General features: G+C 50.4%; 23 protein-coding genes. 10 read left to right on the top strand and 13 right to left on the bottom strand.

All coding sequences use genetic code 11. The annotated features are described in order from the left end of the window. Positions 1–68: 68 nt before the first annotated feature. Positions 69–1,145, bottom strand: a complete 1,077-nt coding sequence (locus PGL02S_RS07115) for a branched-chain amino acid aminotransferase (RefSeq protein WP_036640250.1) — start codon at positions 1,143–1,145, stop codon at positions 69–71. A 126-nt stretch (positions 1,146–1,271) separates the two neighbouring features. On the opposite strand from PGL02S_RS07115, the gene PGL02S_RS07110 reads away from it, so the two are divergent. After that, positions 1,272–2,162 carry a LysR family transcriptional regulator gene (locus PGL02S_RS07110; protein ID WP_036640253.1) on the top strand — a complete coding sequence of 297 codons (891 nt, stop codon included), beginning with the start codon at positions 1,272–1,274 and terminating at the stop codon, positions 2,160–2,162. Between the two features lie 67 nt (positions 2,163–2,229). Here PGL02S_RS07110 and PGL02S_RS07105 read toward each other — a convergent pair whose 3' ends face one another. From PGL02S_RS07105 to PGL02S_RS07095, 3 genes are all read right to left on the bottom strand, one after another. Continuing rightward, the gene (locus PGL02S_RS07105; RefSeq protein WP_036640255.1) at positions 2,230–3,048 is read right to left on the bottom strand and encodes a GNAT family N-acetyltransferase; all 819 of its coding nucleotides are present in this window, start codon (positions 3,046–3,048) and stop codon (positions 2,230–2,232) included. 476 nt (positions 3,049–3,524) lie between these two features. Further along, complete coding sequence (locus tag PGL02S_RS07100) at positions 3,525–4,061, bottom strand: GNAT family N-acetyltransferase (RefSeq protein ID WP_036640256.1); 537 nt, start codon at positions 4,059–4,061, stop codon at positions 3,525–3,527. A gap of 350 nt (positions 4,062–4,411) precedes the next feature. Beyond that, the gene (locus PGL02S_RS07095; RefSeq protein ID WP_036640258.1) at positions 4,412–4,705 is read right to left on the bottom strand and encodes a DUF6509 family protein; all 294 of its coding nucleotides are present in this window, start codon (positions 4,703–4,705) and stop codon (positions 4,412–4,414) included. A 196-nt stretch (positions 4,706–4,901) separates the two neighbouring features. On the opposite strand from PGL02S_RS07095, the gene PGL02S_RS07090 reads away from it, so the two are divergent. Further along, positions 4,902–5,474 carry a hypothetical protein gene (locus PGL02S_RS07090; protein ID WP_036640260.1) on the top strand — a complete coding sequence of 191 codons (573 nt, stop codon included), beginning with the start codon at positions 4,902–4,904 and terminating at the stop codon, positions 5,472–5,474. A gap of 212 nt (positions 5,475–5,686) precedes the next feature. Here PGL02S_RS07090 and rlmN read toward each other — a convergent pair whose 3' ends face one another. Further along, positions 5,687–6,748 carry a 23S rRNA (adenine(2503)-C(2))-methyltransferase RlmN gene (gene rlmN / locus PGL02S_RS07085; RefSeq protein WP_036640261.1) on the bottom strand — a complete coding sequence of 354 codons (1,062 nt, stop codon included), beginning with the start codon at positions 6,746–6,748 and terminating at the stop codon, positions 5,687–5,689. A gap of 133 nt (positions 6,749–6,881) precedes the next feature. Next, positions 6,882–8,075: a 3'-5' exonuclease gene (locus PGL02S_RS07080; RefSeq protein ID WP_127502850.1), complete on the bottom strand. Its 1,194-nt coding sequence runs from the start codon at positions 8,073–8,075 to the stop codon at positions 6,882–6,884. Positions 8,076–8,297: 222 nt separating this feature from the next. On the opposite strand from PGL02S_RS07080, the gene PGL02S_RS07075 reads away from it, so the two are divergent. Then, positions 8,298–8,801 carry a hypothetical protein gene (locus PGL02S_RS07075; protein WP_036640263.1) on the top strand — a complete coding sequence of 168 codons (504 nt, stop codon included), beginning with the start codon at positions 8,298–8,300 and terminating at the stop codon, positions 8,799–8,801. Positions 8,802–8,933: 132 nt separating this feature from the next. Here PGL02S_RS07075 and PGL02S_RS07070 read toward each other — a convergent pair whose 3' ends face one another. Beyond that, on the bottom strand, positions 8,934–9,893 hold the full coding sequence (locus tag PGL02S_RS07070; RefSeq protein WP_036640265.1) for a metallophosphoesterase family protein: 960 nt from the start codon (positions 9,891–9,893) through the stop codon (positions 8,934–8,936). A gap of 194 nt (positions 9,894–10,087) precedes the next feature. On the opposite strand from PGL02S_RS07070, the gene PGL02S_RS07065 reads away from it, so the two are divergent. Together PGL02S_RS07065 and PGL02S_RS07060 are read left to right on the top strand one after the other, a co-directional pair. Continuing rightward, positions 10,088–10,861: a DeoR/GlpR family DNA-binding transcription regulator gene (locus PGL02S_RS07065; RefSeq protein ID WP_036640267.1), complete on the top strand. Its 774-nt coding sequence runs from the start codon at positions 10,088–10,090 to the stop codon at positions 10,859–10,861. Continuing rightward, complete coding sequence (locus tag PGL02S_RS07060) at positions 10,861–11,712, top strand: DMT family transporter (protein ID WP_006207135.1); 852 nt, start codon at positions 10,861–10,863, stop codon at positions 11,710–11,712. The genes PGL02S_RS07065 and PGL02S_RS07060 overlap by 1 nt, the downstream gene beginning before the upstream one ends. Before the next feature lie 172 nt (positions 11,713–11,884). On the opposite strand, the gene PGL02S_RS07055 is transcribed toward PGL02S_RS07060, so the two are convergent. The 5 genes from PGL02S_RS07055 to PGL02S_RS07035 form a co-directional block, all read right to left on the bottom strand. Next, on the bottom strand, positions 11,885–12,415 hold the full coding sequence (locus PGL02S_RS07055) for a cysteine hydrolase family protein (protein ID WP_036640270.1): 531 nt from the start codon (positions 12,413–12,415) through the stop codon (positions 11,885–11,887). Between the two features lie 271 nt (positions 12,416–12,686). Further along, complete coding sequence (locus PGL02S_RS07050; RefSeq protein ID WP_036640272.1) at positions 12,687–13,166, bottom strand: MarR family winged helix-turn-helix transcriptional regulator; 480 nt, start codon at positions 13,164–13,166, stop codon at positions 12,687–12,689. A 239-nt stretch (positions 13,167–13,405) separates the two neighbouring features. Next, positions 13,406–14,299, bottom strand: coding sequence for a carbohydrate ABC transporter permease (locus PGL02S_RS07045; protein WP_036640274.1), 894 nt, complete (start codon positions 14,297–14,299; stop codon positions 13,406–13,408). 12 nt (positions 14,300–14,311) lie between these two features. After that, positions 14,312–15,247, bottom strand: coding sequence for an ABC transporter permease (locus PGL02S_RS07040; protein ID WP_006207139.1), 936 nt, complete (start codon positions 15,245–15,247; stop codon positions 14,312–14,314). A 70-nt stretch (positions 15,248–15,317) separates the two neighbouring features. Beyond that, entirely contained in the window at positions 15,318–16,907 is a 1,590-nt protein-coding gene (locus PGL02S_RS07035) for an extracellular solute-binding protein (RefSeq protein WP_006207140.1), read from the bottom strand. Positions 16,908–17,297: 390 nt separating this feature from the next. Between PGL02S_RS07035 and PGL02S_RS07030 the strand changes: the two genes are divergently transcribed. The 5 genes from PGL02S_RS07030 (at position 17,298) to PGL02S_RS07010 (ending at position 24,816) form a co-directional block, all read left to right on the top strand. Further along, positions 17,298–18,392: a LacI family DNA-binding transcriptional regulator gene (locus tag PGL02S_RS07030; RefSeq protein WP_036640279.1), complete on the top strand. Its 1,095-nt coding sequence runs from the start codon at positions 17,298–17,300 to the stop codon at positions 18,390–18,392. Positions 18,393–18,428: 36 nt separating this feature from the next. Continuing rightward, positions 18,429–20,621, top strand: a complete 2,193-nt coding sequence (locus tag PGL02S_RS07025; protein ID WP_036640282.1) for a GH92 family glycosyl hydrolase — start codon at positions 18,429–18,431, stop codon at positions 20,619–20,621. Positions 20,622–20,815: 194 nt separating this feature from the next. Then, the gene (locus PGL02S_RS07020; RefSeq protein ID WP_376164867.1) at positions 20,816–22,489 is read left to right on the top strand and encodes a spore germination protein; all 1,674 of its coding nucleotides are present in this window, start codon (positions 20,816–20,818) and stop codon (positions 22,487–22,489) included. Positions 22,490–22,519: 30 nt separating this feature from the next. After that, positions 22,520–23,617, top strand: coding sequence for a GerAB/ArcD/ProY family transporter (locus PGL02S_RS07015; protein ID WP_036640286.1), 1,098 nt, complete (start codon positions 22,520–22,522; stop codon positions 23,615–23,617). Then, on the top strand, positions 23,614–24,816 hold the full coding sequence (locus tag PGL02S_RS07010; RefSeq protein WP_051449202.1) for a Ger(x)C family spore germination protein: 1,203 nt from the start codon (positions 23,614–23,616) through the stop codon (positions 24,814–24,816). The genes PGL02S_RS07015 and PGL02S_RS07010 overlap by 4 nt, the downstream gene beginning before the upstream one ends. A gap of 47 nt (positions 24,817–24,863) precedes the next feature. On the opposite strand, the gene PGL02S_RS07005 is transcribed toward PGL02S_RS07010, so the two are convergent. Next, positions 24,864–26,279, bottom strand: coding sequence for a hypothetical protein (locus tag PGL02S_RS07005; protein ID WP_036640288.1), 1,416 nt, complete (start codon positions 26,277–26,279; stop codon positions 24,864–24,866). Between the last annotated feature and the right edge of the window lie 317 nt (positions 26,280–26,596).

Genomic DNA, 26,596 nt, shown 5'->3' with positions numbered 1-26,596 from the left:
CCGCGGCAAGAAAAAAAGGACTCAACTTCAAGCAGTGTGCCGCCTGAAGCAAGTCCTTTTAAAGTTCATTAAGATAATGTAAGCTCAACGGCCCAGCCGAACGGGTCCTCCGCCGTTCCAAGCTGGATGCCCGTGATCGCATCATATACACGTCTGGAGAGTTCGCCCGTTGCTCCCTTGCCAATTACCAATTGCTCGTCTTCCCACTCCAGGGAGCCGATGGGTGAAATAACCGCTGCCGTGCCGGTTCCAAAAGCTTCGGTCAGCAATCCGCTGCGATGGGCTTCCACGATCTCATCAATGGAAAGCGCACGTTCTTCCACAGGAATGTTCCAATGCTGGAGCAGCTGAATGACCGAGTTCCGGGTAACCCCGTCCAGGATGCTTCCGTTCAGTGCCGGGGTCACCACTGTGTCGCCAAGCTTGAAGAACACATTCATGCTGCCGACTTCCTCAATATATTTGCGGTGCACGCCGTCGAGCCATAACACCTGGGAATATCCCTTCAGGGTGGCTTCATCCTGTGCCTTCAAGCCTGCCGCATAGTTGCCTGCCGTCTTGGCGTTACCCACTCCGCCGGCTACCGCGCGTACATATTTCGGCTCGACATAAATGCTCACCGGATTAATGCCTTCCGCATAATACGAGCCGACAACCGACAGGATGATCATGAACTTGTATTGCAGGGACGGCGCTACGCCAAGCACCGGCTCGGTTGCAATGACAAACGGGCGGATATAGAGCGATGTTCCCGGCTCGGATGGAATCCAGTCGCGATCCACGAGCACCAGCTGTTTGAGTGCCTCCATCACCAGTTCTTCGTCGAGTGCCGGGATGCTGAGGCGATGATTGGACAAGTTAAGCCGCTGAATATTATTGCCTGGACGGAACATAAGAATCCGCTGATCTTCTGTCAGATAAGCCTTCAAGCCTTCAAATACCGTCTGGCCATAATGAAATACCTTCGCAGCAGGATCCAATTCAATAGGCTGATAAGGAACGACACGGGGATCGTGCCAGCCTTTGCCGGCGTCATAGTCGAGAATAAACATATGATCCGTAAACACAGTGCCGAAGGCCTGTTTATGATGGCTCGGCTTCGCCTTCGGGGTAGTCGTTAATTCCACGGGTATCGTGTAAGTCATGTACACACATCTCCTTAATCTGCAAACGTTTTTATTAGTTGAATCATATCAATCGATACCCTATATTAAAAATATCTGATTTATAGGGATACCATACCTTTTGGGTATGGAGAGGAGGTAGAGAGCATGGATATCCGGCAGCTACGATATTTCCTGACGATTGCGCAGGAAGGACAGATCACGCGTGCAGCGAAACAGCTGAACATGGAGCAGCCTCCGTTAAGCCGTCAGCTGAAGATGATGGAGGAGGAGCTTGGCGTTACGCTGTTTGACCGCAGCGGCAAGCAGCTGCAGCTGACGCACGCAGGCGAGCTTCTGCAGAACAGGGCGGCATCCCTGCTAAACCAGTTTAATGAAACGCTAACCGAGGTGAAAGAGATTCACGCAGGAGTCCGCGGCATGCTCTCCATCGGCGCCGTCGTATCCTGCATTTCTCTCCTGCCGCAGCGGATCCATATCTTCCGGCGGCACTATCCGGAGGTCACCTTCAAGATTCGGGAAGGGGATCATTCCCTGCTGGCAGATCAGCTCGACAAACGCAACATTGAGCTGGCGGTAACCCGCCTCCCCTTCGAATCCAGCTTCGGGCCTGAGCGATATGCTGTGCAGCCCTTGCCTTCGGACCCCTTCGTGGCGGTCCTTCCCAGCAGTTGGGAAAGCACTGCCGCCCTGTCCGAAATCTCGATGCGCGAGCTGGCGGATTATCCGTTCCTGTCCTTAAAGACCGATCAGACGATCGGGATGCATGAGCGGGTCATACAAGAATTCAAGCGCGGCGGACTTGAACCGCGTGTCATATGTGAATGTTCCAGCGTCGCCATTATCGTGGCCTTGGTAGCTGAAGGTATTGGTACCACCATTTTACCCGAATCGGTCATGTCCTCATTCGCGATCCCCAACATCCGGACACTGTCCATCACAAGCGCTGATTTTCAGTCCGACGTCGGCATTGTCTGGCTCAAGGATCATGTACTGTCCAATCGGGCCCGGCATTTTCTAGATACCTTTATAGAATAACATTTGTTGGCGCCTGCCGTCTGCCCCGGCTTTGTCCAAGCCGTGGCGGGCGACATCCAAGGATTCGTTATTCATGGTTAACAAACTTAAAGTCACGAATCGTCCCGCACCGGTTAAATCCGATCTTTCGGTACACCCGATTGGAGTCCGGGTTGGCCTGATCGGCATACAGCATGGGGACCAGGCCATCCTGCCTCAGGACAAGTCCAAGTTCGGCCACCAACGCGCTGGCATATCCTTTTTTCCGTTCATTTCTCGGAGTGTATACGGCATTTATCCGTCCGTGTCTTGGTGACCGGTGCGCGATGTTGGCCATGGATACCGTTTGATCACCGGCAATCCATACATAGAGTCCGCCTTGTTTAATGAGACGCTCCGCTGCCACGACCTGGCTTGCCGCATTCGCGCGCACACCGTAAGCATCTTCCGAGAAGCCTACCAGAAACCGGGCCACCTGCTGCGTATTCTCGGGTGCGGCAAGCCTAATTGTACCCTCTACATGCAGAGGCCGCTTCACGATGGGAGCATGGTAACATTCCATCGTCATATGATGACGGCAGGCCACGTTATGGGCGTCCGCATAAATCCTTGCAAACTGCTCCGCCACGTCCGGCTCTCCGGTCACTCCAGGCAGTGCAGCCTCTCCCAGCTCCCTCACCAGCTCTTGCAACAGGTTCTGCCGTTCTTCGTGTGTGACCTCCTGGGCTAACCATAACCAGGCGTTCCCACGGGGAGACTGCGCAAGGATCATGCGTCCATCCAGCGATTTCAGACCAACATTCTGCGGCGATTCAGTTATGAGATGGATCAGATTGTACGAGACCTCATCCTGAATAAAATCCGCTCCATACAGCACCTCGTCCCGTGGCATCAACTTCCCAAGCATTTGTACACTCCCTCTCTCCCAGGATCAATCCTGTTTGCCAGCTGTTGGAGTCCTGAATCCATCCGTCATCAAGCATTGTGCGCTTGTGCGTTGCGCGTACGATGACCCTGGGAACACAAAAAAACCCCGTCCCTTGTAGGGACGGAGCCTCGCTCCGCGTTACCACCCTGATTCGCGCCGATCAAACCGGCACGCGCTCTAATCACCATCCATCAATGATGCCCCATGATAACGGCAGGGAGTTCCCGGATCCACCTCAAGACCTCAATCATCGGCAGATCTGCTCCGAGGTGATGGCCATTCATCGCCGCTGACTGCTTCGCACCATCCAGCAGCTCTCTGATTTCAGCTTCATTTACGATTCAGGCGTCCTCATCCAAGCATTTTTTCACAAAATTTTACTCGGTGTAATCCCGGCCTCACCTAGCTGTCAAGCCCCTATCCCAACATTGAAGAAATACTTGGAGTTTCCCGATCTATTTGTTATTAAAACGGAATACCAGCATATCTCCCTTCTCAGGATGGACGCCATCATGCTCCGTATACCTTCCGCCCGTGTACGTATTCAGCGTTTTGCGCCAAAAAATCTGAGTGCTCATATTACGCTCGGTCGGATTCGTCTGAAGCTCCCATGCACCTTGGAAATGATCGAACACAAGCTCAGCCGCACGTTGAGCTACACCTTGTCTTCGAAAAGTCCGAAGCACAAAAAAGTCATTCAAATAATACTGGATATTCGGTGATGGAATGTACGGTGTTGTCGCTACCAGCGCCAGCCCTGCCGCAATGTTATCCACACTGATCAAATAAGGAAAAAGAACCGACGGCTGCTCCCACCAAACATCGAGCTGCCTGCTCTGTTCGCTTAGGGTTGGCACATCCTCTTTCTCGAATACACCGAACCGGTTAGGGCGGACCCCCCATATCTCAGCAATGTCATGCAAGTACAGTGGATAGATGTTATGCAGAATAAATGACTGTTCCTTCGGGCATAAACGTACCTCAATATTCACGGTCAATCCCCTCCCTAATGAATGATGTATGTAAGGTTAGTATGTCTAGGATAACATATTTAATCTTCGAAGAGGTTTACAGGTATGTAAATTGCGTTACGAATAGGGTAAAAATATGGTAACCCTATCCTCTATTTCACCATGATTTCAGTATATGACCTACAGCTCATCCAAAATTATGTTGAATTCTGTATTTTATATCATGCAAATAGCCAACCGATTGTATGCATAGTCTGGCTCTTGATTTTAAGGAAATACGCCTGCATGTCTTGAATTACCGCTGAACGATAAATCTGCTGCGAAAAAAAGACACCCCTAGGGTGCCCTTTCACAATGCTTCGGGCTCGGCTCTAACCTTCCTCTTGCAAATGCTCTTTGCAAAAAGCCGTAAGCTGTTCTTCTTCTTCGGGTTCCATATCGAAGTCCAGATACTGATCCGTGGTCCGCTCATAAAAATCGTACTTGACGATACGCGAGTGCTCCTCGTCATCCAGAAAAATCACCCTTAGATAAATGCCCTGCTCCGAATAAAGCTCATCCTCCTCCGGAACGTCCAGATCACATACAAATTCAAAGCGTTTGCCGGGCAAGATTCCGAACGGATCTTTGACCAACTCCACGCTGTACTCTTTGATTGTCAGCATATTCCCACCCTTTCTATCACCCTACTCATTATACACAACGAAGCCACAAATCTTATACATTCCTCTACCGTCCGCTGGAATACAGGCCGTTTCCTCAATTGGTCCGTCTCTTGGCATATACCCCTTACCCTGCTCAGCATGAATGTTCTACGATAAAGTATAAACATAGACCCTGCCAAAAAGGAGATGAAGGCAAGTGGCTCAAAAGGATCAGCTCACCATCACCATCGAGAAGGGCAACCAGCGCTTCTCCCTGACCTCGCCGCTTGGAGGCATCGGACGATTTATTGTTGTCGTCAACGACCAATTCACGAATGCTCCCAATACAACGCAAATCGCCAGTGGCGCCGGAAAGAGCAGCGCATCCGGCAGCAACGCCGCCATCAACTCCCCGCATACGTTCCAGCAGGAAAGCATAGGCGCGGGCGGCATTGCCAAGAACCTGGGACTTAAGGATCCGAGGGATCATTCCTCGAAACACCGCAGCAAGCGCGGCCGGCCCAAACAGCCTCCAAAGGAAGTGGTGTTTGTGATCAACAAACAGGTAGCCAAGCTGCCGAGCCGGGGCAGCAGCGCTTCTGCTACGCAAATTGCCAGCGGCGCCGGAAAATACAGCACAGGCGGAACCAACGCGGCCATCGATAGCAAGGGCACCCGGCAGCAGCAAGCGGTCGGAGGCGGAGCCGGTGGCAAAGCAATCAACAAAGAAGTCAAAAAACAAGGCCGGATCCACAAGCACCGGTTCCATAGCGGTAGAAAAGCTTACTAAGCAACCAGCAGTCCAAGAAGGAAACGGAGCAGGAGCAGCTGTTTCCAGTAACATTTATGAGAGCAGGCATAACGGCCCATTTCGGGGCCCTTATTTCTATCCCGAGTTATAGAAGTCCATGGAAACAGCAAAGAGCATACCCATGGAATGAGTATACTCTTCTTCGTCCGCTAAGCCCTGTTTGATTGCTGTATCCAGCATTGCCCTCGGTGCTATTGTGCTTTCTTGATCTGCTTGCTCCGCAGCTGTCCGCAGGCCGCATCGATATCGGTGCCATGCTCCAGGCGCACGCTGCAGCTAATCCCCTGCTTCTTCAGGGTATCGTAAAATGCGGTAATCGATTCCTTCGAACTCCGCTGATATTGGCTGTGCTCATCCACCGGATTGTACGGAATGAGGTTCACATTCGCCAGGTTACGTCGATTGCCCACGAGCTCGGCAAGCTCGAGCGCGTGCTCGCGCTGGTCATTCACATCTTTCAGCAGAATGTACTCCAGCGTGATCCGGCGATTCGTTTTTTCCAAATAATAATCAATGGCTGCCATCAGCTTCTGAATCGGAATCGCTTTGTTAATCTTCATGATGCGCGTGCGAATCTCGTCATTCGGCGCATGCAGGGAGATGGCGAGATTCACGCCGAGATCGCTGTCCGCAAACTCCATGATTTTGTTAGCCAGCCCGCTGGTCGAAACCGTGATATGCCGCGGTCCGATCGCCAGGCCCTTATGATCCTTGATCACGCGGATGAAATCCGACATGTTCTCGTAATTATCAAACGGCTCCCCAATCCCCATCACTACGAGATGGCTGACGCGCTCGTCCTTGCCTCTCTGATCCAGGTGGAGCTGAACCTGCATGACTTGCTCTACAATTTCAGCCGCCGACAAATCCCGACTCTTCTTCAGCAGCCCGCTGGCACAGAAGCTGCATCCAATGTTGCAGCCCACTTGAGTTGTCACACAGACCGACAAGCCGAATTTATGCCGCATCAATACGGTCTCTATCAGGTTGCCGTCCACCAGCTTAAACAGGAACTTAACCGTTCCGTCCAGCGATTCCTGCTTGGTATGCTCTTCCAAGGTCAGAATAGTATAATGATCCGCGAGCAGCTCCACACATTCGGGATGCACGTCCGTCATATCCGAAAAAGCAGTGACCCGCTTCCGATACAGCCATTCCCACACCTGTGTTGCCCGAAACTTCTTATGTCCACGCTCGCCAAGCCAAGCGGTCATCTGATCTAAGGTTAATCCATATATGGATGGTTTGTTCATTGATAGGTCCTCTTTCCATTCATAGTCCACCACTCCTTATTGTCCCAAAATTCCGAGGCGAACACAAGGGGAGTTATAGGCAATTCGCGTTCCTGCACGTTCTAAGTTTCCCTGAGGGCAGGGCCTCACCAGATCAGCCCCGCTGTTTACGTGTAAGAAATGCAATCCCATAGCCTATTATCAACGAAAGAGAGATGCCCAGACTATATGTAAAAATATTAATAAAGGCCGTATTTGAATACTGATCCCATTCCCCAAACCGGAATATAGTGGAGCCAGACTCTGATGTTGCCCCGACAAGGTCATGAAAGATCCTATAATAATATCCGACAGCCAACCAGCTTATGGTGCCGGTCATCACGACAAGGAAAGATAACATGCCCCCGGAATACCATCCATCCCTCATCTTTTCCCGGAAAAAGTAACAGGATGCCGCCCCCGTCAGACACAGAAGTACGGCGTATAACGGCACCAGCAGGAATACAATCAAGAGTGCAGGATTGCCATTGCCGGATAAACCGCCATTCCATCTCAATCGGAACGTGAATAGATCAACCATACCCGTTAGAGTCATCGTAAGAAAGAATAATACAAGAATACTGAGCATGACCTTTCGCTGGGAATTCGTCAGAGCAGGAAAACGAAGCTTGCGTGAGCTGGTATCTACGCTTCGCTTGGACGGAAGCTGAAATCTTTTGACGATCAGCGGTTCGGGGTATTCAAGGTGTTGGATGCTTCTGGCCCTAAGCTCCTGCATCATATCCATCCATATGTGACCGATCAACATGTAATTTCCGATTCTATTGCCACTCTTATGACTCGTGGTCTCGAATCCGTAATAGTCCATCATCATCTCCATCGTGATCTCATCTTCGACTTCAGGATGAAGGCCAGCGAACATTGCCTTGATATCAATACAGGGATTCGCAGGTTCGGGCAGACCATGCCGGGCACATTCACGCTGCAGCAGCGGCAGATCAAACTCATATCCCCCGTACGTGACAAAGACGCATCCGTTAGCAAAATCGGTAAACATTCCGTACCTCTTCGAGAATCTGGGCGAACCCTCCACATCTGCATTATAGATTCCTGTCGAGGTTGCAATCGGCTGCGGAATCGGCCCGGATGGTTTGATATACGTATGGAACGTCTGCCCTTCTTGTATGCCCATACTGTCCATACGGACGGCTCTAATGTCCATGACCTCAGCGTTCTGTACCTGGTCATCAGTGGCCTCCAGTTCGAATACACAGAACTTTTGCTCCAGAACATCCTTGATGAACAGCCCCGATAATACGTAAGCTTGCTCCAACATCTGTACCTTCATCCGCAACAACACCCCGCCTTCCAAAAAATCATACCTAAGAATCCTAATACAAAAAGGAGATCGCCCTGCTTGATCCAATGTACGGTTCCAACAAAAAATGAGCACGCTTCGCTCTTTTTTACCAATGTGAAGTCAATAAATGGAGTGTTTCTGCAACCAAGTGATCCAATCAAGTGTTTAGATTAATAAATACATAAGACAGGGATTGAGGAAAGGAAATTTATGAAGAAGCTGAGGAAACAACAGAAATTAGTGATGACATGTGCAGTGATAATCTTAACAATTTCTTGGATCATTAACTATTACTCGGTTCGCTTGCCTGCTACAAGCCTCATTAGCCATTCTACTACAATAGAAAAAATCTTTTTTTATCACCTGAATGGATCTAACATAACACCTTACCTAATCGAATTCGAGGACAACCATAATGAGCTCAACCAATGGATGAGCATTCTGGATTCCGTTTCGTATACGAGATCTGCAAGATCATTTGTCACCAAAAACATAAGAAATGATGGAGGAGAGACGTTTGCGTTCACTATTTTTTATCGTGATGGTGATGGAGAATTACATGATTACTTCCTCGATATGAATCAAAAAGGTTATGCTATAAGAGGCCAGAGCAAAATGTACAAAATGGTTGAAAGGGAGTCCGAGGTGTTTGAACAGCTATCTGCATGGCTTTTTGAAAAAGCCGTTGAAATGCCGGTAAACTCGAATAAGTGATACTCAAGCAAGCAAAGTAATATTCATGAACGCACAAGTACAATAACCCAATTCATACACCTCTTATGGAACCGCCGGGTTCATTGTCCCGGGTATCGTTAAAGAGGTGTATTGGGGGGCTATACGCAATAATCAGACAGACATGCCGGGCTCATGCTTCTCCTGCTCTCCTATTTGCGAGCCGTTAGCCAGGGTGATCCAGGTGTCAAATTGCCGCTGTCCTTCATGCAGGCGAATGACCCTCGCCCCTCGGAGCATGCCTTCCCGGCCATATGTGCCATATCCGGTGGCCCTGCCGTAACAGAGACGGATGCCGTGCAGTTCGCCCCAATAATCGTTGATGTGATCATGCCCGGCGAAGGTACCCAGCACATCGCCTCTTTCGAGCATCGCCGCGAACAGTCCGGTATTCACCTCCGGGCAGCATACTTTCTCATACTTACTGCCGTAACACGTCTTCCGCTCCCAGACCTCCTGGTACTCCGGCAGAGGGATATGGAAAAAAGCCAATGCCGGCAGCGGTTCTCCTTTATGCTTAACGCTGTAAGCCATCGAGGCCAGTTCATACCACCGGATCTGATCGCGTCGGATCCAGTCGTATCCCGGAACGGCAGGGTGTTCGGACTCTCTCCCTGAGTCGAAGAAGTACAGCACGGCCTCTGTCTTGTCCCCATTACTGCCGGATATAGGAAGCGTATAATTCCCTACGCCATGAATATCCGGTGAACCGTGCTCCGCACAGTTATAGGTGTGCTGCATAGCGACATACATTAGCTCTTCACGCGTCACATCCCCCTCCGTATCGTGATTCCCGAATACAAAAGCCCAGCGGATGCCGCGGGATTCTACCGAAGCCACGACATCCTTGAAAGCCTGCACCGGATCCTCGCACCTTCTTGAGCCGGCATCAACTTCCCCTGAATAGATCAGATCGCCCGTAAACACGACCAGGTCCGGCTGCTCCAGGTCCAGCACCGTATCCATGCACTGTCGGCTCAGCTGATCCTCTGGTTCTCCATTCATCCAATGAATATCGGTAAACTGCACGATTTTGAAGGTATGATCGTCTCCGAATTGAAGAATCGGCTTCATTGCGTATTTCCTCCTTTTATATGGGCATGTGGTTTTGATAAACATTGTTGTGGTTTTATGTGTATATTAGAGGAGTGAACTTCGTAAAGTCAATGATTTTTCGTTGACTTTACGATTTTATCACCCTAATATAAGGATTAATCCACATTATCGGTCAATATCAGTCATACATTATATCGAGGTGAAGTAAATAGATGTCCGTTACTTATGAAGATCGCAGGGAGAAAATTCTGCATCAATTAGAACTTGAAGGCAAGGTAAAGGTCCACATTCTCGCCAAACAGCTGGAGGTATCTGCCGAAACCATCCGGCGGGATCTGGACCGTTTAGAGAAGGAAGGCAAACTTCGCAAAGTTTACGGCGGTGCCGTCAAATCGCGTGCCGAGCATATTGAACCATCCTTTACCAGCCGTTCCCAGTCTCGGACTGAAGAGAAGGCCGCTATCGGCCAACTTGCCGCATCCCTGGTCAAGGATGGCGAAACGATTTTGCTGGACAACGGAACAACCACGATTGAGGTGATGCGTTATCTCAAGGACCGGTCTCATATCACGGTCATCACCCACTCGCTGCCTGTGCTCAATCTGGCGATGGAGATTTTCCAGGGGAAAATTATTTATATCGGCGGCGATATGGACCGCACCAAACAAGCGGCAACAGGTCCTCTCACCGAAATGCTGCTGGAGCAGTTCAAAGTGAATAAAGCGTTTATCTCTGTCGGCGGCATCTCGTTAACCGACGGAATTACCGATTATGATCTGGACGAAGCCTATATTTCGCGAAAAATGCTGGAACGTGCCGAGGAAGGCATCGTTCTCGCGGATCATTCGAAGCTGGGGGTTACCACATTCGCCAAGCTTGCCAAGCTGGAGGATATCTCCATGGTCATTACGGATCGGGGCTGCTCACAGGAGTGGGTGGACAATCTGTCCGCACGCGGCATTGAAGTGCTCATCGGACATCTCTGATGGAATTGCTATCCCTGCTGCTGGTACTGTCATCCGGGCTGACGCATGCGCTTTGGAATCTGTTCACGAAGCGGAGCATTCATAAATCGGTATTTCTGTGGTGCATCCACTCGGTCACTTTAATCTTCCTGATGCCTTATTTTCTCATCGAGATGTCTAAGCTCCAGCTGAGCCCGCACATATACGGCCTGATGCTTCTGTCGATGACAATCCAGGGCTGCTATATTACGCTGCTCTCCAAAGCGTATACCCATGGCGATATGTCTCAGGTATATCCGTTCATGCGGGGGCTCGGAGCCATGTTGACCTCGCTGTGCAGCCTTGTGTTATTTCATGAACAGTTAAAACCATTGGGGTATATGGGGCTTGGTATCATTACTTTTTCGTTATTTGCTTTATCCGGTCTGAGGTTCAGAGGCCCATCGGGCGTGAATCCCAAAGCATTGATCTACGCCTGCCTGGTCGGGCTCTGCATTTCGGGATACACCCTTACCGACAAAGCCATTCTGGATGCGGGGGTTTCCCCCGTCACGCTGATCCAGCTATCCAATATCAGTTATTTCATCGCACTGATCATTCCGGTTATGCTGGCTGGACAGTTGAAGCAGGAATGGTCGGTGAACTGGCGGACGATCCTGCTTGGCTCCGTCCTTGCACCCGGGTCTTACTTATTGTTTCTGTTCGCCATGCGGCTTACCCCGCTTGCACATATCGCTCCGGTTCGTGAAATCAGCACGGTATTCGGCACCATACTGGGCATCCTCGTTCTGCGTGAGCAGCAAGGCTGGCGACGAATCCTCACGTCCATGCTCATCACGTTTGGCATCATCGCCATCGCGCTGTGGGGTTAACCATCGTGATTGCTTGCATCTTGGTAAAGTGTTAACTCTTCATGATTCTCGCTCTGCCGTTCTCGCTTGTCAGAATCTGATTTACCCAATCAAAATACACCGCAGCTTCACGCCCTGCTGCAAGCAGGAGCGTATTCTTACAACGCTCAGAAACCCAAAAAAAAGCCGGCGATTATACGCCGGCTTCTTCCGCAAAGATAACTTCTTCCGTTGTCTTGATGCTCGCAAACCATCTAAGCGTAGCATTCTCGTGATCTATGATCTGCTGAGCCGTTAACGCCGCACTACTCCAGGTGCTGTGAGCATCCGACACCAACGTAACCGCGTAGCCCATACTGGACGCTCTCCTGCACGTGGTATCTACGCATAACTCACTCTGCATCCCTGCCAGAATCACATGTTCAATATCCTGTCGTTTCAGTTCTTCTTCAAGCGTTGTGTTATAGAATGAATCCGGTCTGGTCTTCTGAATGATGACATCCGACATCGCGGGCGCTATTTCGGGATTAATTCTCCACGCGTCGGCCCCCTCGACCAGACCCTCGTCATTATGCTGTATGTAAAAAACAGGAACGCCGCCGTTTCTGGCTTTTGCAATGAGCTGCTTGAGATTGTAGAGCAATCGCTCCCCTTCATACACCGGATCATTCACATGAAACATCTCATTCTGTACATCAATGACCAATAGCGCACTCTTCTTCAAAAGAAACAACCTCCTGTACGATTCGATTTATTCACCCCTCAATTATAGAACAAATGTTCTTGCGAAGTACATAGAAATATAGGGCACAACCCTAAAAAAGCTCTACCTCAACAACATTAAAAAAGGAATCCCCTATGAAAGGACTCCCCGTCTACTTCCCGGCATTCAAGCCTGCAGCCGATTCACCGCCGCCACAGCATTCTTGACACTGCATGGATACAACAATTATTGTTCAGTTCATGGAATGGAGGCACCCGGGATAACCTCGGGGCTATTCCTCCTCGGCTATGAACTCCGGTTGCGCTGCCTTATTCTTCAGGTTATGTTGATGAAGCTTTCTCATGGTTTTGTACAGCTGCTGTAATTCTTGTTCATCCAGAATATCAAACATGGAGGTTTGGAAATCCGACAGCAACGGGATAATCTCTTCCAGCAGGGCTTGTCCCTTCTCCGTAAGGGAGATATACTTCACTTTCCAATCCTGCTTGCGGACTATCAGACCCAGCTTCTCCAGCCGCTTCACCATGTGGGAAACGCCGCCGCCGCTGATGGAAAGGTATTCAGCCAGCTCCTGCTGCGATAAAGGCTGATGTGCCATGACCTGAATCAGCACGTCGAATTGGGCAACGGTAATGCAGAAGGGCTGCAGGAATTCATTCGAGATTTGATTGCCGACCTGTTGAAAACGGGTGATCCGAATCCATGACAGCATCGCCAGCCGGTTCTCTTGACTAAACCCTAATTGCTTCATTTGCTCCATTCACCTCCTCGATCCTAATCTCTGTCAATTTATCACTTAAGTGACAAGCTGTCAAATCAACCTCCGAGCGCTTCGGAACGAACCGTAAACCCACTTTCCCCGTAACAGGATCATATCAATCCAGCTGCATCCCTAACCGCGTTGTCGCCGGATCCCGGGACGGTTTTGGCCTCCCCGATGAATTCGGCGACTAACGATAGAGACTGCTGCGAAGAAGCATATGTTGAAGATTATCCTTTGATCGCCCCAACCATGATGCCCTTCTCAAAATACTTGGACACAATCGGATAGAAGACCAGCACCGGAATGCTCGACACCACCACAACCGCATATTTAATCGACTGCTTGATCAGGTTGACCTCGCTCTGGTTGCTGTTCATCATCGCCTGGTTCGCTGCATCCCCCATCTGGTTCTGCACCAGGATTTCCCTCAGGATCAGCTGCAGCGGGAACAGTTCGCGGTCTGACAAATAAATCATCGCGTCAAAATAACCGTTCCATCTGCCTACTCCGTAGAACATCATCATCACGGCGATGATTGGAGTCGATAATGGAAGAACCACCTTGAGCAGCAGCTGCATGTCCGTAGCTCCGTCAATAAACGCGCTCTCCTCCAGTTCAAGCGGAATGTTCTGCTGGAAGTAAGTACGCATAATAATCATGTTGTATACGCTAACGGCCCCCGGCAGAATCATGACCCACATCGTATTGATGATCCCCAGATGCTGGTTCACCAAATACGTCGGAATCAACCCGCCGGAGAAGAACATGGTGAATGTGAACAGAATGGTAATGACGTTCCGGCCCCGGAAATCCCTCCGGGATAACGGATAGGCCGCCAAGGTGGTCATGATGACGTTCACGGCTGTTCCAAGCACCGTGTAAATCACGGCATTTTTGAAGCCCATCCATATATCCGGATTATCAAACACCCGTTTATATCCTTCCAGCGTAAATCCCTTGGGCCACAGCAGCAAAGCACTGTCGAAGATCTGGCGAGGATCGCTGAGTGAAGCAAACACAACGAATAACAACGGATATAGAATAAGCAACGTGATGATTCCTACGACTACAATGTTGATCCAGTTAAAAATTTTATCTTCTCTAGATAGATGAAACTGCATGGTTGCCCCTCCTTACCACAGGCTGGTCTCACTGAATTTCTGCGCGAATTTATTCACCAGATACAGGACGATGAAGTTGATCAGGTTGTTAAACAGGCCTACGGCAGCCGAGAAGCTGTATTCCGCGTTCAATATACCTGACTTGTACATGTATGTTGACAGCACCTCGGACGTTGCAAGGTTTGCATCATTCTGCATGAGCAGCACCTTTTCGAACCCGACAGACATAACCGACCCCGTGGCCAAAATGGCGCAGATCACAATGGTTGGCATGATCGCCGGAATGGTGATGTACCGGATGCACTGCAAACGCGTGGCGCCTTCCAGGTAAGCCGCTTCATATTGATCCTGCGGAATGCCGGACATGGCGGCAGTATAGATCAGCGTTCCCCAGCCCACGGTCTGCCAAATGCCCGACCAGACAAAGACATGCGGGAACAGCTTCGCACTGCCGACAAAATCAATCGGCGTACCGCCGAAATATTGAATGACCGTATTGATCACACCATCGACCGGGGACGTGAAGAACGTGACCATGCCAACAACGATAACAATCGAAATGAAATTCGGAATGTAGGAGATGGTCTGTGCAAGCGACTTGTACTTCTTGCGGCGCAGCTCATTGAACATGAGCGCCAGAATGATGGGAAGCGGAATTCCGACCAGGAGGCTGTACAGACTGATTCTTAGCGTGTTAATGATGACATCCCAGAAGTAAAAGGCGTTAAAGAACCGTTCGAAGTGGGCAAATCCCACCCAGGGGCTGTCCATAATGCCAAATGCGGGAGAGTAATCTTTAAACGAGATGATAATCCCGTACATCGGGATATAATTCCATATGATTAAGGAGGTCAGCGGCAGCAGCATCATGAAGTACAGCCACTTTTGCTTCAAAATGGATTTGCGTTTCGGTTTAAGGAACGGCTTCTTGTGAAGTGAAGATTCCATGGTTTTCCCCTCTCCTTAGAATTTAAAATTTGGGGAGATTCAAGAAGAATCTCCCCAACAAGCGGTTCTTTTAGCTCTCTTTATAACGTTTGTATTGCGTTTGCTTGATTTCCAGATATTTATCCGAGCCCATCTTCTTCAGCTGGGCAATGTAGTTATCCCACTCTTTGTCGATATCCTTGGTGCCCGTTACAAACTCCACGCGCATCTGTCCAACATAGTTGCCGACGTCTGCAATGATGGAGGAAGATTCATTCGCTTCCTGGATCGTTGCCGGCAGATCCGGCAGCATAACGCTTGGCAGGGTCTCTTCCGTCAGATCCGTGTATACCGGCGCCTCTTTGCGGCCCGCAGCAGCTCTAACCTCAGGGGAGAGCTCGATGTACGGGAAGTAACCGCCATATACGTTATCCACGTATTGGAATGCGCCCAGTCCGATGCCGTCTTTGTAGTTCAGGATTTCATCGATATAGACTTTCTTGCCGTCTTCCACATTGTAAGTAACGCCTTCCTTGCCCAGGTAACCGAATACGCTGCCTTCCTCACTGTAGAAGTAGTCAACCCATTTCAGGATCGCGCCCGGGTCCTTCGCATCCTTCGTTACAACCAAACTGGAAGCCCCCGCAACCTGGGAATCGGTCAACGATGCGGTATCTCCGTCAGGACCTGCAAGCACGTTGATGGCTACAAAATCATCCTTTACGCTCTCCCCGATATAATCGATGGCCGCCCAGTTCCATGCGCCGACAGTGTCCTTGGCAGCGTCCGCCGTCCACTTATCGTAGTCCACGCCGCTGAAGGCCTGTTTGTTGATCGCGCCATTCTTGTACATCCGGTTCTCATACTTCAAGAGCTCCTTGTATCCATCGGCTGTAATCGTCAGCTGAATCTCGTCGTTGTCATCGACATAAATAAAGTTTCCGAGCGCCTTCCGTCCACCGTTGCCGATGCCGAAGGAACCCATCATCATCTGTTCGAACGTCCAGCCGAGCGAGCCGCTTGGCATATACCAGCCCTGCTCATCGTTCACGCCATTGCCATTCGGGTCCTTGGTCACAAATGCCATCAAGGCTTCCTCCAGCTCGGCCGTTGTTTTGGGAACCTCCATGCCAAGGTTGTCCAGCCATTTCTTGTTGATCCACAAGCGGATCGTCCGGTTACCCTCCGGGTATGGATCGATGTAAGGGGTTGCATAAATGTGACCGTCTGCGCTGGTCAAGCCTTTTCTTACATCTTCGTTCTCTTCGAGATATTTTTGCAGATTCGGCGCATGCTCTTTAATGAGCTCTTCCAGTGGCAAGAACAGGCCTTGCTGACCATACTTCAGCAGTTCTCCGTTGCTCCAGTCGACTTGATAGAACGCATCCGGCAGATCGCCTCTCGTCAAAATCACGTTCTTCTTCTCCCCGATATCGGTGAGCTCTTCCCATTTCACCTTGATTCCGGACATCTTCTCATATTCCTGCCACATCCACAGCTCGCTGGATGCAGGCCGTAAATTGTTCCAGCTTGGCCGTAAAAGCGAAATTTCTTTTGTATCGGCAGATGCATTACCTTTCGGATCCTGTGCTTCCCCGGACTTTCCTCCGCAAGCCGTAACAAGCAGAGCAGATGCCAGCAACAACGACATGACAACCTTCCCTTTTTTAGCGCGAAACACTCCATCAACCCCCATTATTTGATATATCAATTAATTCATAAATCCGATTATAAGATATACCAATTTATTTGTCTAGCGCTTACATTTCTATTTATTGGAGTTGGAAGCGTTTAATCTTGAAATATAACGGAGGGAACTATACTATGAAACTAGAAGTTCATGATTTTTGTTTGAACGTTGGCAATGGAAACAAAGCCGCCAAGAGCCCTTTGCCCTGCCTATATGCACAATAATCAAGGGTTGGACTACGTACATAAAAAAATGGGTTTGCCTATGTCTCTTGTCTTTCGTATATTCAACATAACCACTGTATTTTCACATTAAAAACATCATTAGACTTTGACATATACGCCGCGAAATGATATATCAAATTTAGCGAGGAGATCCGCTATGGAACAAATTCCACTATATCAACATATCGTAAATGCTCTTACCGCCAAGATAGAATCCGGAGAGCTCCAGGCTGGAGACCAGCTTCCAACCGAAGCTGAAATTTCGAAGGAATACAACGTAAGCCGAATCACGTCGAAGAGGGCACTGACCGAGCTGGAGAATGCCAAGCTGATCCATCGGGTTCAGGGGAAGGGAAGCTTCGTGAATGCCGCCAAGGCTCCGCACCGTCCTGTGAGCAGGACCAGCAAGGAGATATTGCTGATCCTTCCGTTCTCCCATAACCCGGGACTTGGTGATTATGAAAAGGGCATTAACGAATATCTTGCAACAACCGACTATACCCTGAACATTCAGTCCAATACGATTGTCAGTCAACGGAAGCTCCTGGAGTCCGCACTTCAAAGTACGAATTCAGGATTAATCTTCTATCCGGTAAGCAGCATTTCGGATCTTGGCATTCTGTACCAATATCACCTGGCGAAGTACCCGCTCGTGACGATGGATAAATGCATTGAGGGTATTCCGTTCCTGTCGGTTGTCTCGGATAACTTTGGTGGCGGGTATCAGGCGTCCAAGCATCTGATTGAGAATAACCATAAGAAAATCGCTTTTATCTCCTCCTTGAAGGTAGAGAATTCCTCTTCCATTCGAGAGCGATATTTCGGTTATCTGAAGGCTCTGTATGATCACAGCCTGATCGATTACAGCGTGAGTGATTTAACTGACCGTTATTTGACCCATGACAACGATAACGGCAGGGAATATTATATCCAGTTTATTCAATCCGTTATGGCACAAGGGATTACAGGCATCGTTGCCGAGAATGACCTGATTGCGATCGAGATTATTCAAATCTCCAAAGAGCTGGGCCTCTCCGTACCGGATGACTTCTCCGTTGTCGGTTTTGATAACATTCATCTTGCTGGCTTCGTTGAACCCAAGCTGACGACCATATCCCAGGATTTTGGACGGATGGGATATCAGGCTGCGCAAAGCCTGATCACACTGATCGAGAGCCCCAATGATCAACCGCTTGAGCATGTTGTGGTTCCGGTTCAGCTCATCGAACGCCAGACCGTAAAGAAACTGTAAGACACTTCATTTCTGAAAACCAAAGGAGACTTTTGCATGCTGCACTATATCGATACTCGACAAGGCTCCAACAACCAACATGCCTATTCCAACGGGAATACGCTTCCTTACACCGGTGTGCCTTTTGGCATGAATCATTATGTCGTACAAACCCACAATGAGGGAAGCTGGTTCTTCAACCCCAATGACCGCGTGTTCCAGGGCATCCGACTGACCCACCAGCCAAGCCCGTGGATGGGCGACTTCGCCCACTTCCTGATGACCCCGATTGCGGATGACAAAATCAGAGGGTCCGTCTTCACCTGTCAAAGTTCCTACCGCCCGGAAGAAGCGACATTCAAGCCGCATTACGTGAAGGTGAAGCAGCAGCGCTATAACATCACAACCGAGCTGGTTCCCAGCTGCTACGGAGCGGCGATGCGCATGAAGTACCATTCCGGACAGCAGGCCGGCTTCGTGCTGAACGCGAAGGGCCAAAGCGAGTTCAAGCTTGATGCTGCCCGTCGCAGAATCACCGGCTATATCAGCAACTTCTCGGGCTGCCACGATGATAGGTTCAGGATGTACGTAGCCATGAGTTTCAGCAAGGACATCGACCTCGGGGCGACGGGCCAATACGATGCCGATGGCCAATTCTCCCGTGAGGTCGATTTTAGCGGCGTCAATCAGCATGCTGTCCTGCGTTTCATAGAATGTGAGAGAGATACCCTCGATGTGAAGCTGGCCACATCCTTTATCAGCACGGAGCAAGCCGAGCTTAACCTTACACGCGAGCTGGATACATCCTTCGAAGAGCAGAAGGAGGCAGCCGCGCAGGCCTGGAACCATTACTTGAACAAAATTCAGGTTACCCATACCAATGAAGAGTACTTGCGAACCTTCTATACCTGCTTGTACCGTATGTTCCTGTTTCCGCAGAAGTTCTATGAGCTAGATGCCAACATGGAGCCGGTCCACTATGATACAACTGCCAGAGCCGTCAAAAAAGGAGTGCTCTATACCAATAACGGATTCTGGGATACCTACAAAACCGTATATCCGCTGTACTCCATCATCGCGCCGAAGGAATATGAGGAAATGCTGGAGGGCTACCTGAACTCCTACCGCGAAACCGGCTTCCTGCCGAAATGGCTGTCGCCTGATGAGCGCGGACTGATGCCGGGTACGCTCATTGACGCCGTCATTGCCGATGCTGCCGCCAAGGGCATTGCCCAGGACCTGATGCCAGAGCTGCTTGAGGCGATGCTGACTGCAGCCACCACGCAAAGCGAGAAGAACTGTTATGGTCGTCAAGGAACGCTTGATTACATCAAGCACGGCTATGTTCCGAGCAGCTATCATGAGAGTGTCAACCACACGCTGGATTACGCCTACAGCGACTACTGCATCAGCCGCGTAGCCGATGTGCTGGGGAAACCGGATATGGCGAATCATTACCGACAGAGTGCGCTCAATTACCGCAATATCTTTGATGCAGAGACCGGATTTATGCGGGCCAAGGATCAGAACGGCCAGTTTCGTCCGGATTTTAATGACACGAGCTGGGGACTCGATTATGCTGAGGGAAGCGCCTGGCAGACCAGCTTTGCCGTATTCCAGGATTTCCAGGGTTTGATTGAGGCGTACGGTTCGAAGGAACGTTTTTTCGACAAAATAACCGAATTGTGCAATAAAGCGCCCGACTTCGACGTGCGGGGCTATGGCTTTGAAATTCATGAGATGAGTGAGATGGCTGCCATCGACTATGGCCAGTTGGCAATATCCAATCAGCCAAGCTTCCATATTCCTTATCTGTTCAGCTATGTGGGGCAGCCTGCCTCATCCCAGGTTGTCATTAAACAGCTGATGACCAACCTGTTCAACAGCGGCTTTAACGGATTCCCGGGCGACGAGGACAACGGAAGCATGTCAGGCTGGTACGTGTTCAGCTCCATGGGCTTCTATCCGGTATGCCCGGGCAGCAATGAGTATGTGCTCGGTATTCCGCTGTTTGACAGCGTAACGATTGAGCTGCCGAGTGGCAAGCAGATGCACATTCATACCGACAACAATAATCCGCAGTCCAATTTCGTTGCAAATGTCCAACTGGAGGGGCAGGATTATACCAAGCTGTACATTACGCATGACGATATTCTGGAAGGCAAATCCCTAAGCTTCCGTCTCGGACTCGCACCAAGCTACCGTTCTTATGAGGCAGAAGAACTGCCGTTCTCGATATCGAAGAAGTAAAGACCACATTGATATTTATATAGATTGATCCGAGGGACATCCAACCGGGCCATATCATGGTTCCGGGGGACATCCCTTTTTTTTGTTGGTCCGAAGTAGCACCGGATGAAAATAAAGGAATTATTAACAGCCTATAGGGCAACAATACCCTTGCATTCATTTTGAACAACGCAGGGGTGATTGGTTTGTTGTCCATGGTTCTCCAACATATTCCCAGCTGGATCATTCTTGTTCAAGCCCTATTGCTTCTTATCATCCCGCTCCTGCTGCTTAAGCTCACGCGCTGGCTCAGGAAAGCCCTGAACGGGCGTCATTCCGCACGCAGCGACATGCGTTCCGCTGCCGAAACGGAGAAGAAAAGCGGGAAGGATTCCACGCATACAGCATTTAAACTAACGGGTCAATACGCTTCCGAAGTCACGCTCATTCGCGAACATACCAGTCGCAACACCGATGTGAAGATCAGAGAATTCACGATCAAGGGGACGCAAACCCGTGTTGCCGTACTGACAATCGATGGTTTATGCGACAACGACATCATCGACACCCATCTCATTACTCCGTTAATGCTGAGGGGTGTGCCTGAGTCTGAAGCAGACGGCTTCGCCCAATCCAGCCACTCCATCAACAGCTATCTGAAGACGCGGCTGTTGCCTGTCACGGATATCGCGGAGACCCAGACTCTCGGGGATCTGGTTCAATCCGTCTTGTTTGGTACAACCGGTTTGCTGGTGGAGGGGATGGAGGGCGCCTTCCTTCTCTTCTCGGCAGGAGGAAAAAGCCGCAGTCTGGAGGAGCCGCTATCCGAAGCTCTGCTGCGGGGACCGCGTGTGGGTTTTACAGAAAGGCTGGCGGACAACACGGGACTGCTCAGGCTTCACGGAAAAAACGAAAGCCTCTCGCTTACCCGGCATCAAGTCGGAACCCGCGTGAAGAAAGACCTCGTCATCGCGTATATGAAGGACATCGCCGATGATGGACTTGTCCAGGAAGTCACGCAGCGAATCCAGCGAATGGATATCGATGACCCTCTGGAATCCGGGTACGTGGAGCAGTTGATTGAGGACAACATCCTGAGCCCCTTCCAACAAGTGCACAATACCGAAAGACCGGACCGGGTGATTGGTGCTTTACTTGAGGGGCGTGTCGCCATCCTGCTGGACGGGACCCCTTTTGCTCTGATTGTCCCCGTCACCTTCAGTATGCTGCTGCAGTCACCTGAGGATTATTACGAACGCTGGATATCCGGGTCCTTCGTCCGTTTGCTTCGCATGCTGGCAGCCATGCTGGCACTTCTCGCTCCGGCGCTGTACGTATCCTTTATCTCGTTCCACCCCGGTCTAATTCCTACACGGCTAGCCCTCTCTATAATCGAGACCAGACAGGGAGTCCCCTTTCCCGCCTTGCTCGAAGTACTCATTATGGAAATTGCCATTGAGATCTTGAGGGAAGCCGGTATTCGCTTGCCCAAGCCAATTGGCCCCGCGATGGGTATCGTTGGTGGTCTTATTATTGGCGACGCCGCCGTTAATGCAGGGATTGTCAGCCCGTTTCTGGTTATTGTTGTTGCCGTTACGGCTATCTCTTCGTTCACCATTCCGAGTTACAGCGCAGGCATCAGCCTCCGGTTCCTGCGATTCATCGGCATGTTCTGCGCTGCCTTCCTTGGATTGTTCGGTGTTGTCATGTTCTTTCTATTCCTCTGCAGCCATATCGTCAAGCTGAGATCCTTCGGTGTACCGTATGCAAGCCCCTTGGTGCCTTACCGTTTCAGTGACTGGAAGGATTTGTTCATGCGTTTCCCGCTGCAAGTCATGAAGGAACGCCCTCAAATGATCAAGACCAAGGACTCGGATCGAAAAAAGTAAATGTTGAAGAATATGGCGGAGGTGACACCGATGAGCCGTTCGAGTGATCAAATTACGACTGCACAGGCTGCAGTTATCATTATTAACTACATGCTGGGTGCAGGTATTTTGACATTGCCGAGAACGGCCGTCACAGCAAGCAATTCACCTGACGTGTGGATCTCGGTCCTTCTCTCAAGCCTGCTGATTCTTCTGGCCGGATTCGTTATCGTGAAGCTTTGCCGGAGATTTCCCGGTCAGACCTGGTTTCAATTCGTGCCTCAAATTACAGGCAAAGCAATTGCTTTTCTGATCAGCCTGATCACCATCGGCTACTTACTTACCATCTCGGCGTTTGAGCTCAGAGTCATGGCAGAAGTCACGGGGATGTTCCTGTTAGAAGGAACACCCATGTGGGCGATCGTGATGACCTTTATGTGGGTTGGCCTCTACCTGACTACAGGTGGGATCGGCAGCATAGCCAGGCTGTTCGAGATTATTCTGCCTATCACGCTGGTCATCTTCATCATTACATTCTCGCTCAGCAGCGGGTTATTCGAGATCAACAATCTGCGCCCCGTACTGGGCTCTGGCGTAATACCCGTGCTTCTGGGAATGAGATCGACGACGCTCGCATTTGCCGGCTTTGAGATCATGCTCATCATTATGGCATTTATGAGCTCTCCCCAAAAAGGAATGAAGGCCGTCACTTGGGGAACGATCGTTCCTACGTTTGTCTACCTGGTTGCGCTAGTCATGACCATCGGCGGACTGTCCCTCGGCGGCGTGAAGGTTGCCACCTGGCCCAGTCTGGATTTAATCCGAAGCTTCGAAATTCAAGGCCTGATCTTTGAACGGTTCGAATCCCTGCTGCTTGTCATCTGGATTATGCAGATCTTCTCGACCTTTACCATAACGCATTATGCCGCATCACTCGGCTGGTCGCAGTTATTCGATAAGAACATCCGCCCCTTTCTGTTCATGATGCTGCCGGTTATTTTCTTGATTGCCGTCATCCCGAAAAATATCTCGGAGTTATTCATGCTGGGGCAGATAGTGGGCAATGTGTCGGTTTATTTATTTGGCACCCTTCCATTCTTCCTGCTGATCATCAGCAAGATTCGCCGCAAAGGGGAGACATCCAATTGAATCAGTCTGCACGTATTCTCGGAATGGTGTTCATATGCTCCATGCTGCTTACGACGACGGGGTGTTGGAGCAATGATGAGATCGAGGAATTAAATTTATATGTAGGCCTTGGAATGGACGTTGCCCAAGAATCCAAATTTGAGAAGCAGGTCAATGAGCAGGGAGGGCATTATCCGAAAAAAAAGAACATGACCGTCACCGTTCAAATCACCCCCCCGTCCAGCGGGCAAAAGAAGAACCAGAACTCATCATCACCGCAAGGGGGCAAGTCTTATCTGAACGAGCGCTTGACTGGTGATTCCGTGGTTCAAATCCTTCGGCAATTTGCTCTAAGACGGGAGCGCCCCTTGATTGGCCATCACTTGAAGGTCATTGTGCTGTCCACCGAATTAGCAAAGAAATATAATCTCGAGCAGCTCCTGGACTATATTATGCGGGATAACGACATCCGGCCCAGCTGTCTCATCCTGATCAGTCACGGAAGTGCAGTTGAAGCCTTGAATTCATCGGAGCCCGGGGAAATTCCCGCCTTATATTTGACCGGGTTGTTCGATAACCGTCAATTATCCAACAAGATTCTGCCTGCCATGTCACTGGCCAAGCTCGATGGCATGATGCAATCCGGTTCGAGCTTTCTGCTGCAGAATGTCATTACGGCCGAGGGCGAGCACAAATTCTCCGGAGCAGGCATCTTCAAGGGAACAAGCAAGAAGTGGATCGGCAGTCTAAGCCAAACGGATCTGGAGGGCCTATCCTGGATTACGGGCAAAGTCAGAACAGGCGCTTTGAAAACCTATAAACCGAGAACCGGAGATACGATAACCTATGAACCGAAAGTAACGAAGAGCAAGATCACCCCCATCGTTCGAGGGGATCAAATTTCATTCCATGTCGAGGTCGCATCCAGAGGAGCCCTGATCGAGGACTGGAGCAGTCCGCAGCATACAGCAACCGAGTCTTACCAGGATGAGCTGGAGGGCTACTTCGAGGATACGGTCCGCGAACAAATTCGGCAGGTGCTCTACAAAATGCAGGAGACCTATCATGTCGATGTCGCAGGATTCGGGGAACAGCTCCGAATCAAGCATCCCCGGTTATGGAAAAAGGTTGAGAAGAACTGGGACGAGGCCTTCAGCAAGGCAAACGTAACGTATGATGTGAAGATTAATATTACCAATTATGGTTCTTCCATGAGATAAAGCGCTGCTCCCTCAAGAGACAGCGCTTTTCCTTCTGTCGTTTGCACTTACACCAGGAACATGGCCACAACCGTGGTAACGGTAAGACCGATCAGCACTGGCTTCAAATTACGCCTTGCGAGCTCAAAGGGACTGACGCCGCAAATGGCTGCGGCCGGAATCAGTGCCCACGGTATAAGTGTGCCTCCCCCCACCCAAATTGCGGCAACCTGCCCAAGCGCGGTCAGCGTAGCTGCACCTGATCCGATGGCAGTTGCAAACAATTGCGCGATCGAGCCGGCAAGCGATATGCCGGAGAAGCCCGAGCCGTCCAGGCCCGTAATTGCACCGGTGATGGTCAACGTCACTGCACCCACCGCGCCGTTCAGCGGCACCGCATTCGCAAGCGCAACCCCCAGGTCGTTCACGATCCCGTGGGAAGCTTCCGGAAGCACTTTGCCAAACAAATCGGTAAACGCCGCATCTCCGAGATAGAAGAATGCCGCTATCGGAATGACGGGTCCGAATACTTTGAATCCAAACACGAAGCCCTCAATTAAATACGAGGTGACCTTCTCTAGTCCGCGGTTGCGATGTGCTACCAGCGTAATGATGCTTAAGATAAGGACCGCGGTACCGCCGACCAAGGCTGTTGCATCCCCGCCCTGCAGCTTCAGGATGAACATGGCCGCAACGTCGGCAGCAAACAGCAGCAGAATGGCGATAGCCAGCCATCTTTTCATGCCAGGAGAAATAGGAGCAGCAGCGTCATCCTCTTCAGAACGTGCGGCGAGTGTCTCTCCTGTGCTCTTGATGGTGACCAATCCATCTCTCCAGCTGCCGTTACCCTGATCTCTTCGCATCATCCAGAAAGCCGTCACCGTGGTTACAACTCCCATCACAATGACAAGCGGAACGCTCGCTGCCATCACGCTGGATACCGGCAGACCGGCGGCATCCGCAGTCAATTTAGGCGCGCCCTGGATAATGTAATCCCCCGACAGCGCTATGCCGTGACCGAACAGGTTCATGGCTACCGCAGCACCAAGCGCGGGCAGTCCCACGCGAATGGCTACAGGCAGCAGCACAACTCCGATTAACGCAACCGCCGGTGACGGCCAGAAGAAGAAGGACGTTACCATCATGATGATGCCGATTCCCCAATAAGCCATGGCCGGGGTACGGAGGAACCGGGTTAGCGGGGCTACCATCGTTTCGTTGATGCCGGTCTTGATCAATACCCTGCTCATCGCCACAATGATCGATATGATCATGATTGTACCCATCAGCTCTTTCGTAGCATAAATGAAGGAATTAAACACGCCGGAGACCGAACCGCTCAGCGTTTCCGTTGCCAGCAGGCCAAGCGCAAATATTCCGGTCACGCATATAAGCGTTGTATCGCGCCGCCGGATCAGCAGCGTCATGATCAGGACGATGAACGCCAGGTAAACCCAGTGCATCGCAGTTAATTGAATTCCCATATGAAGTCACGCCCTTTCCCAGGCAGCAGGTTTGTGACTACATCTTATGCGTGGGCCTGGGCAAGGGTTCATAACCCGTACTAACTCACTCTGGCATTTCATATACTTGGTAAATTGCGACCTGTTTCATCAGTTGCTGGCGAGCAATCTGTGAAACTATGAGTAAGTAAAAGGCCCACGCCATGAAGGTGTGGGCTTTTACTCGTACATCATTGCGACTGAATATCTCCTACATCGACAATCCATTTAATCATATCCTGACATATCTGAAGGGTTCTTAATAGCAAACCAGAGGCAGCGGCCTAACATGAGGTCGC

The organism is Paenibacillus glucanolyticus NBRC 15330 (assembly GCF_004000885.1).
GTDB lineage: Bacteria > Bacillota > Bacilli > Paenibacillales > Paenibacillaceae > Paenibacillus_AQ > Paenibacillus_AQ glucanolyticus.
This window is presented reverse-complemented; position numbering and strand designations above follow the sequence as displayed.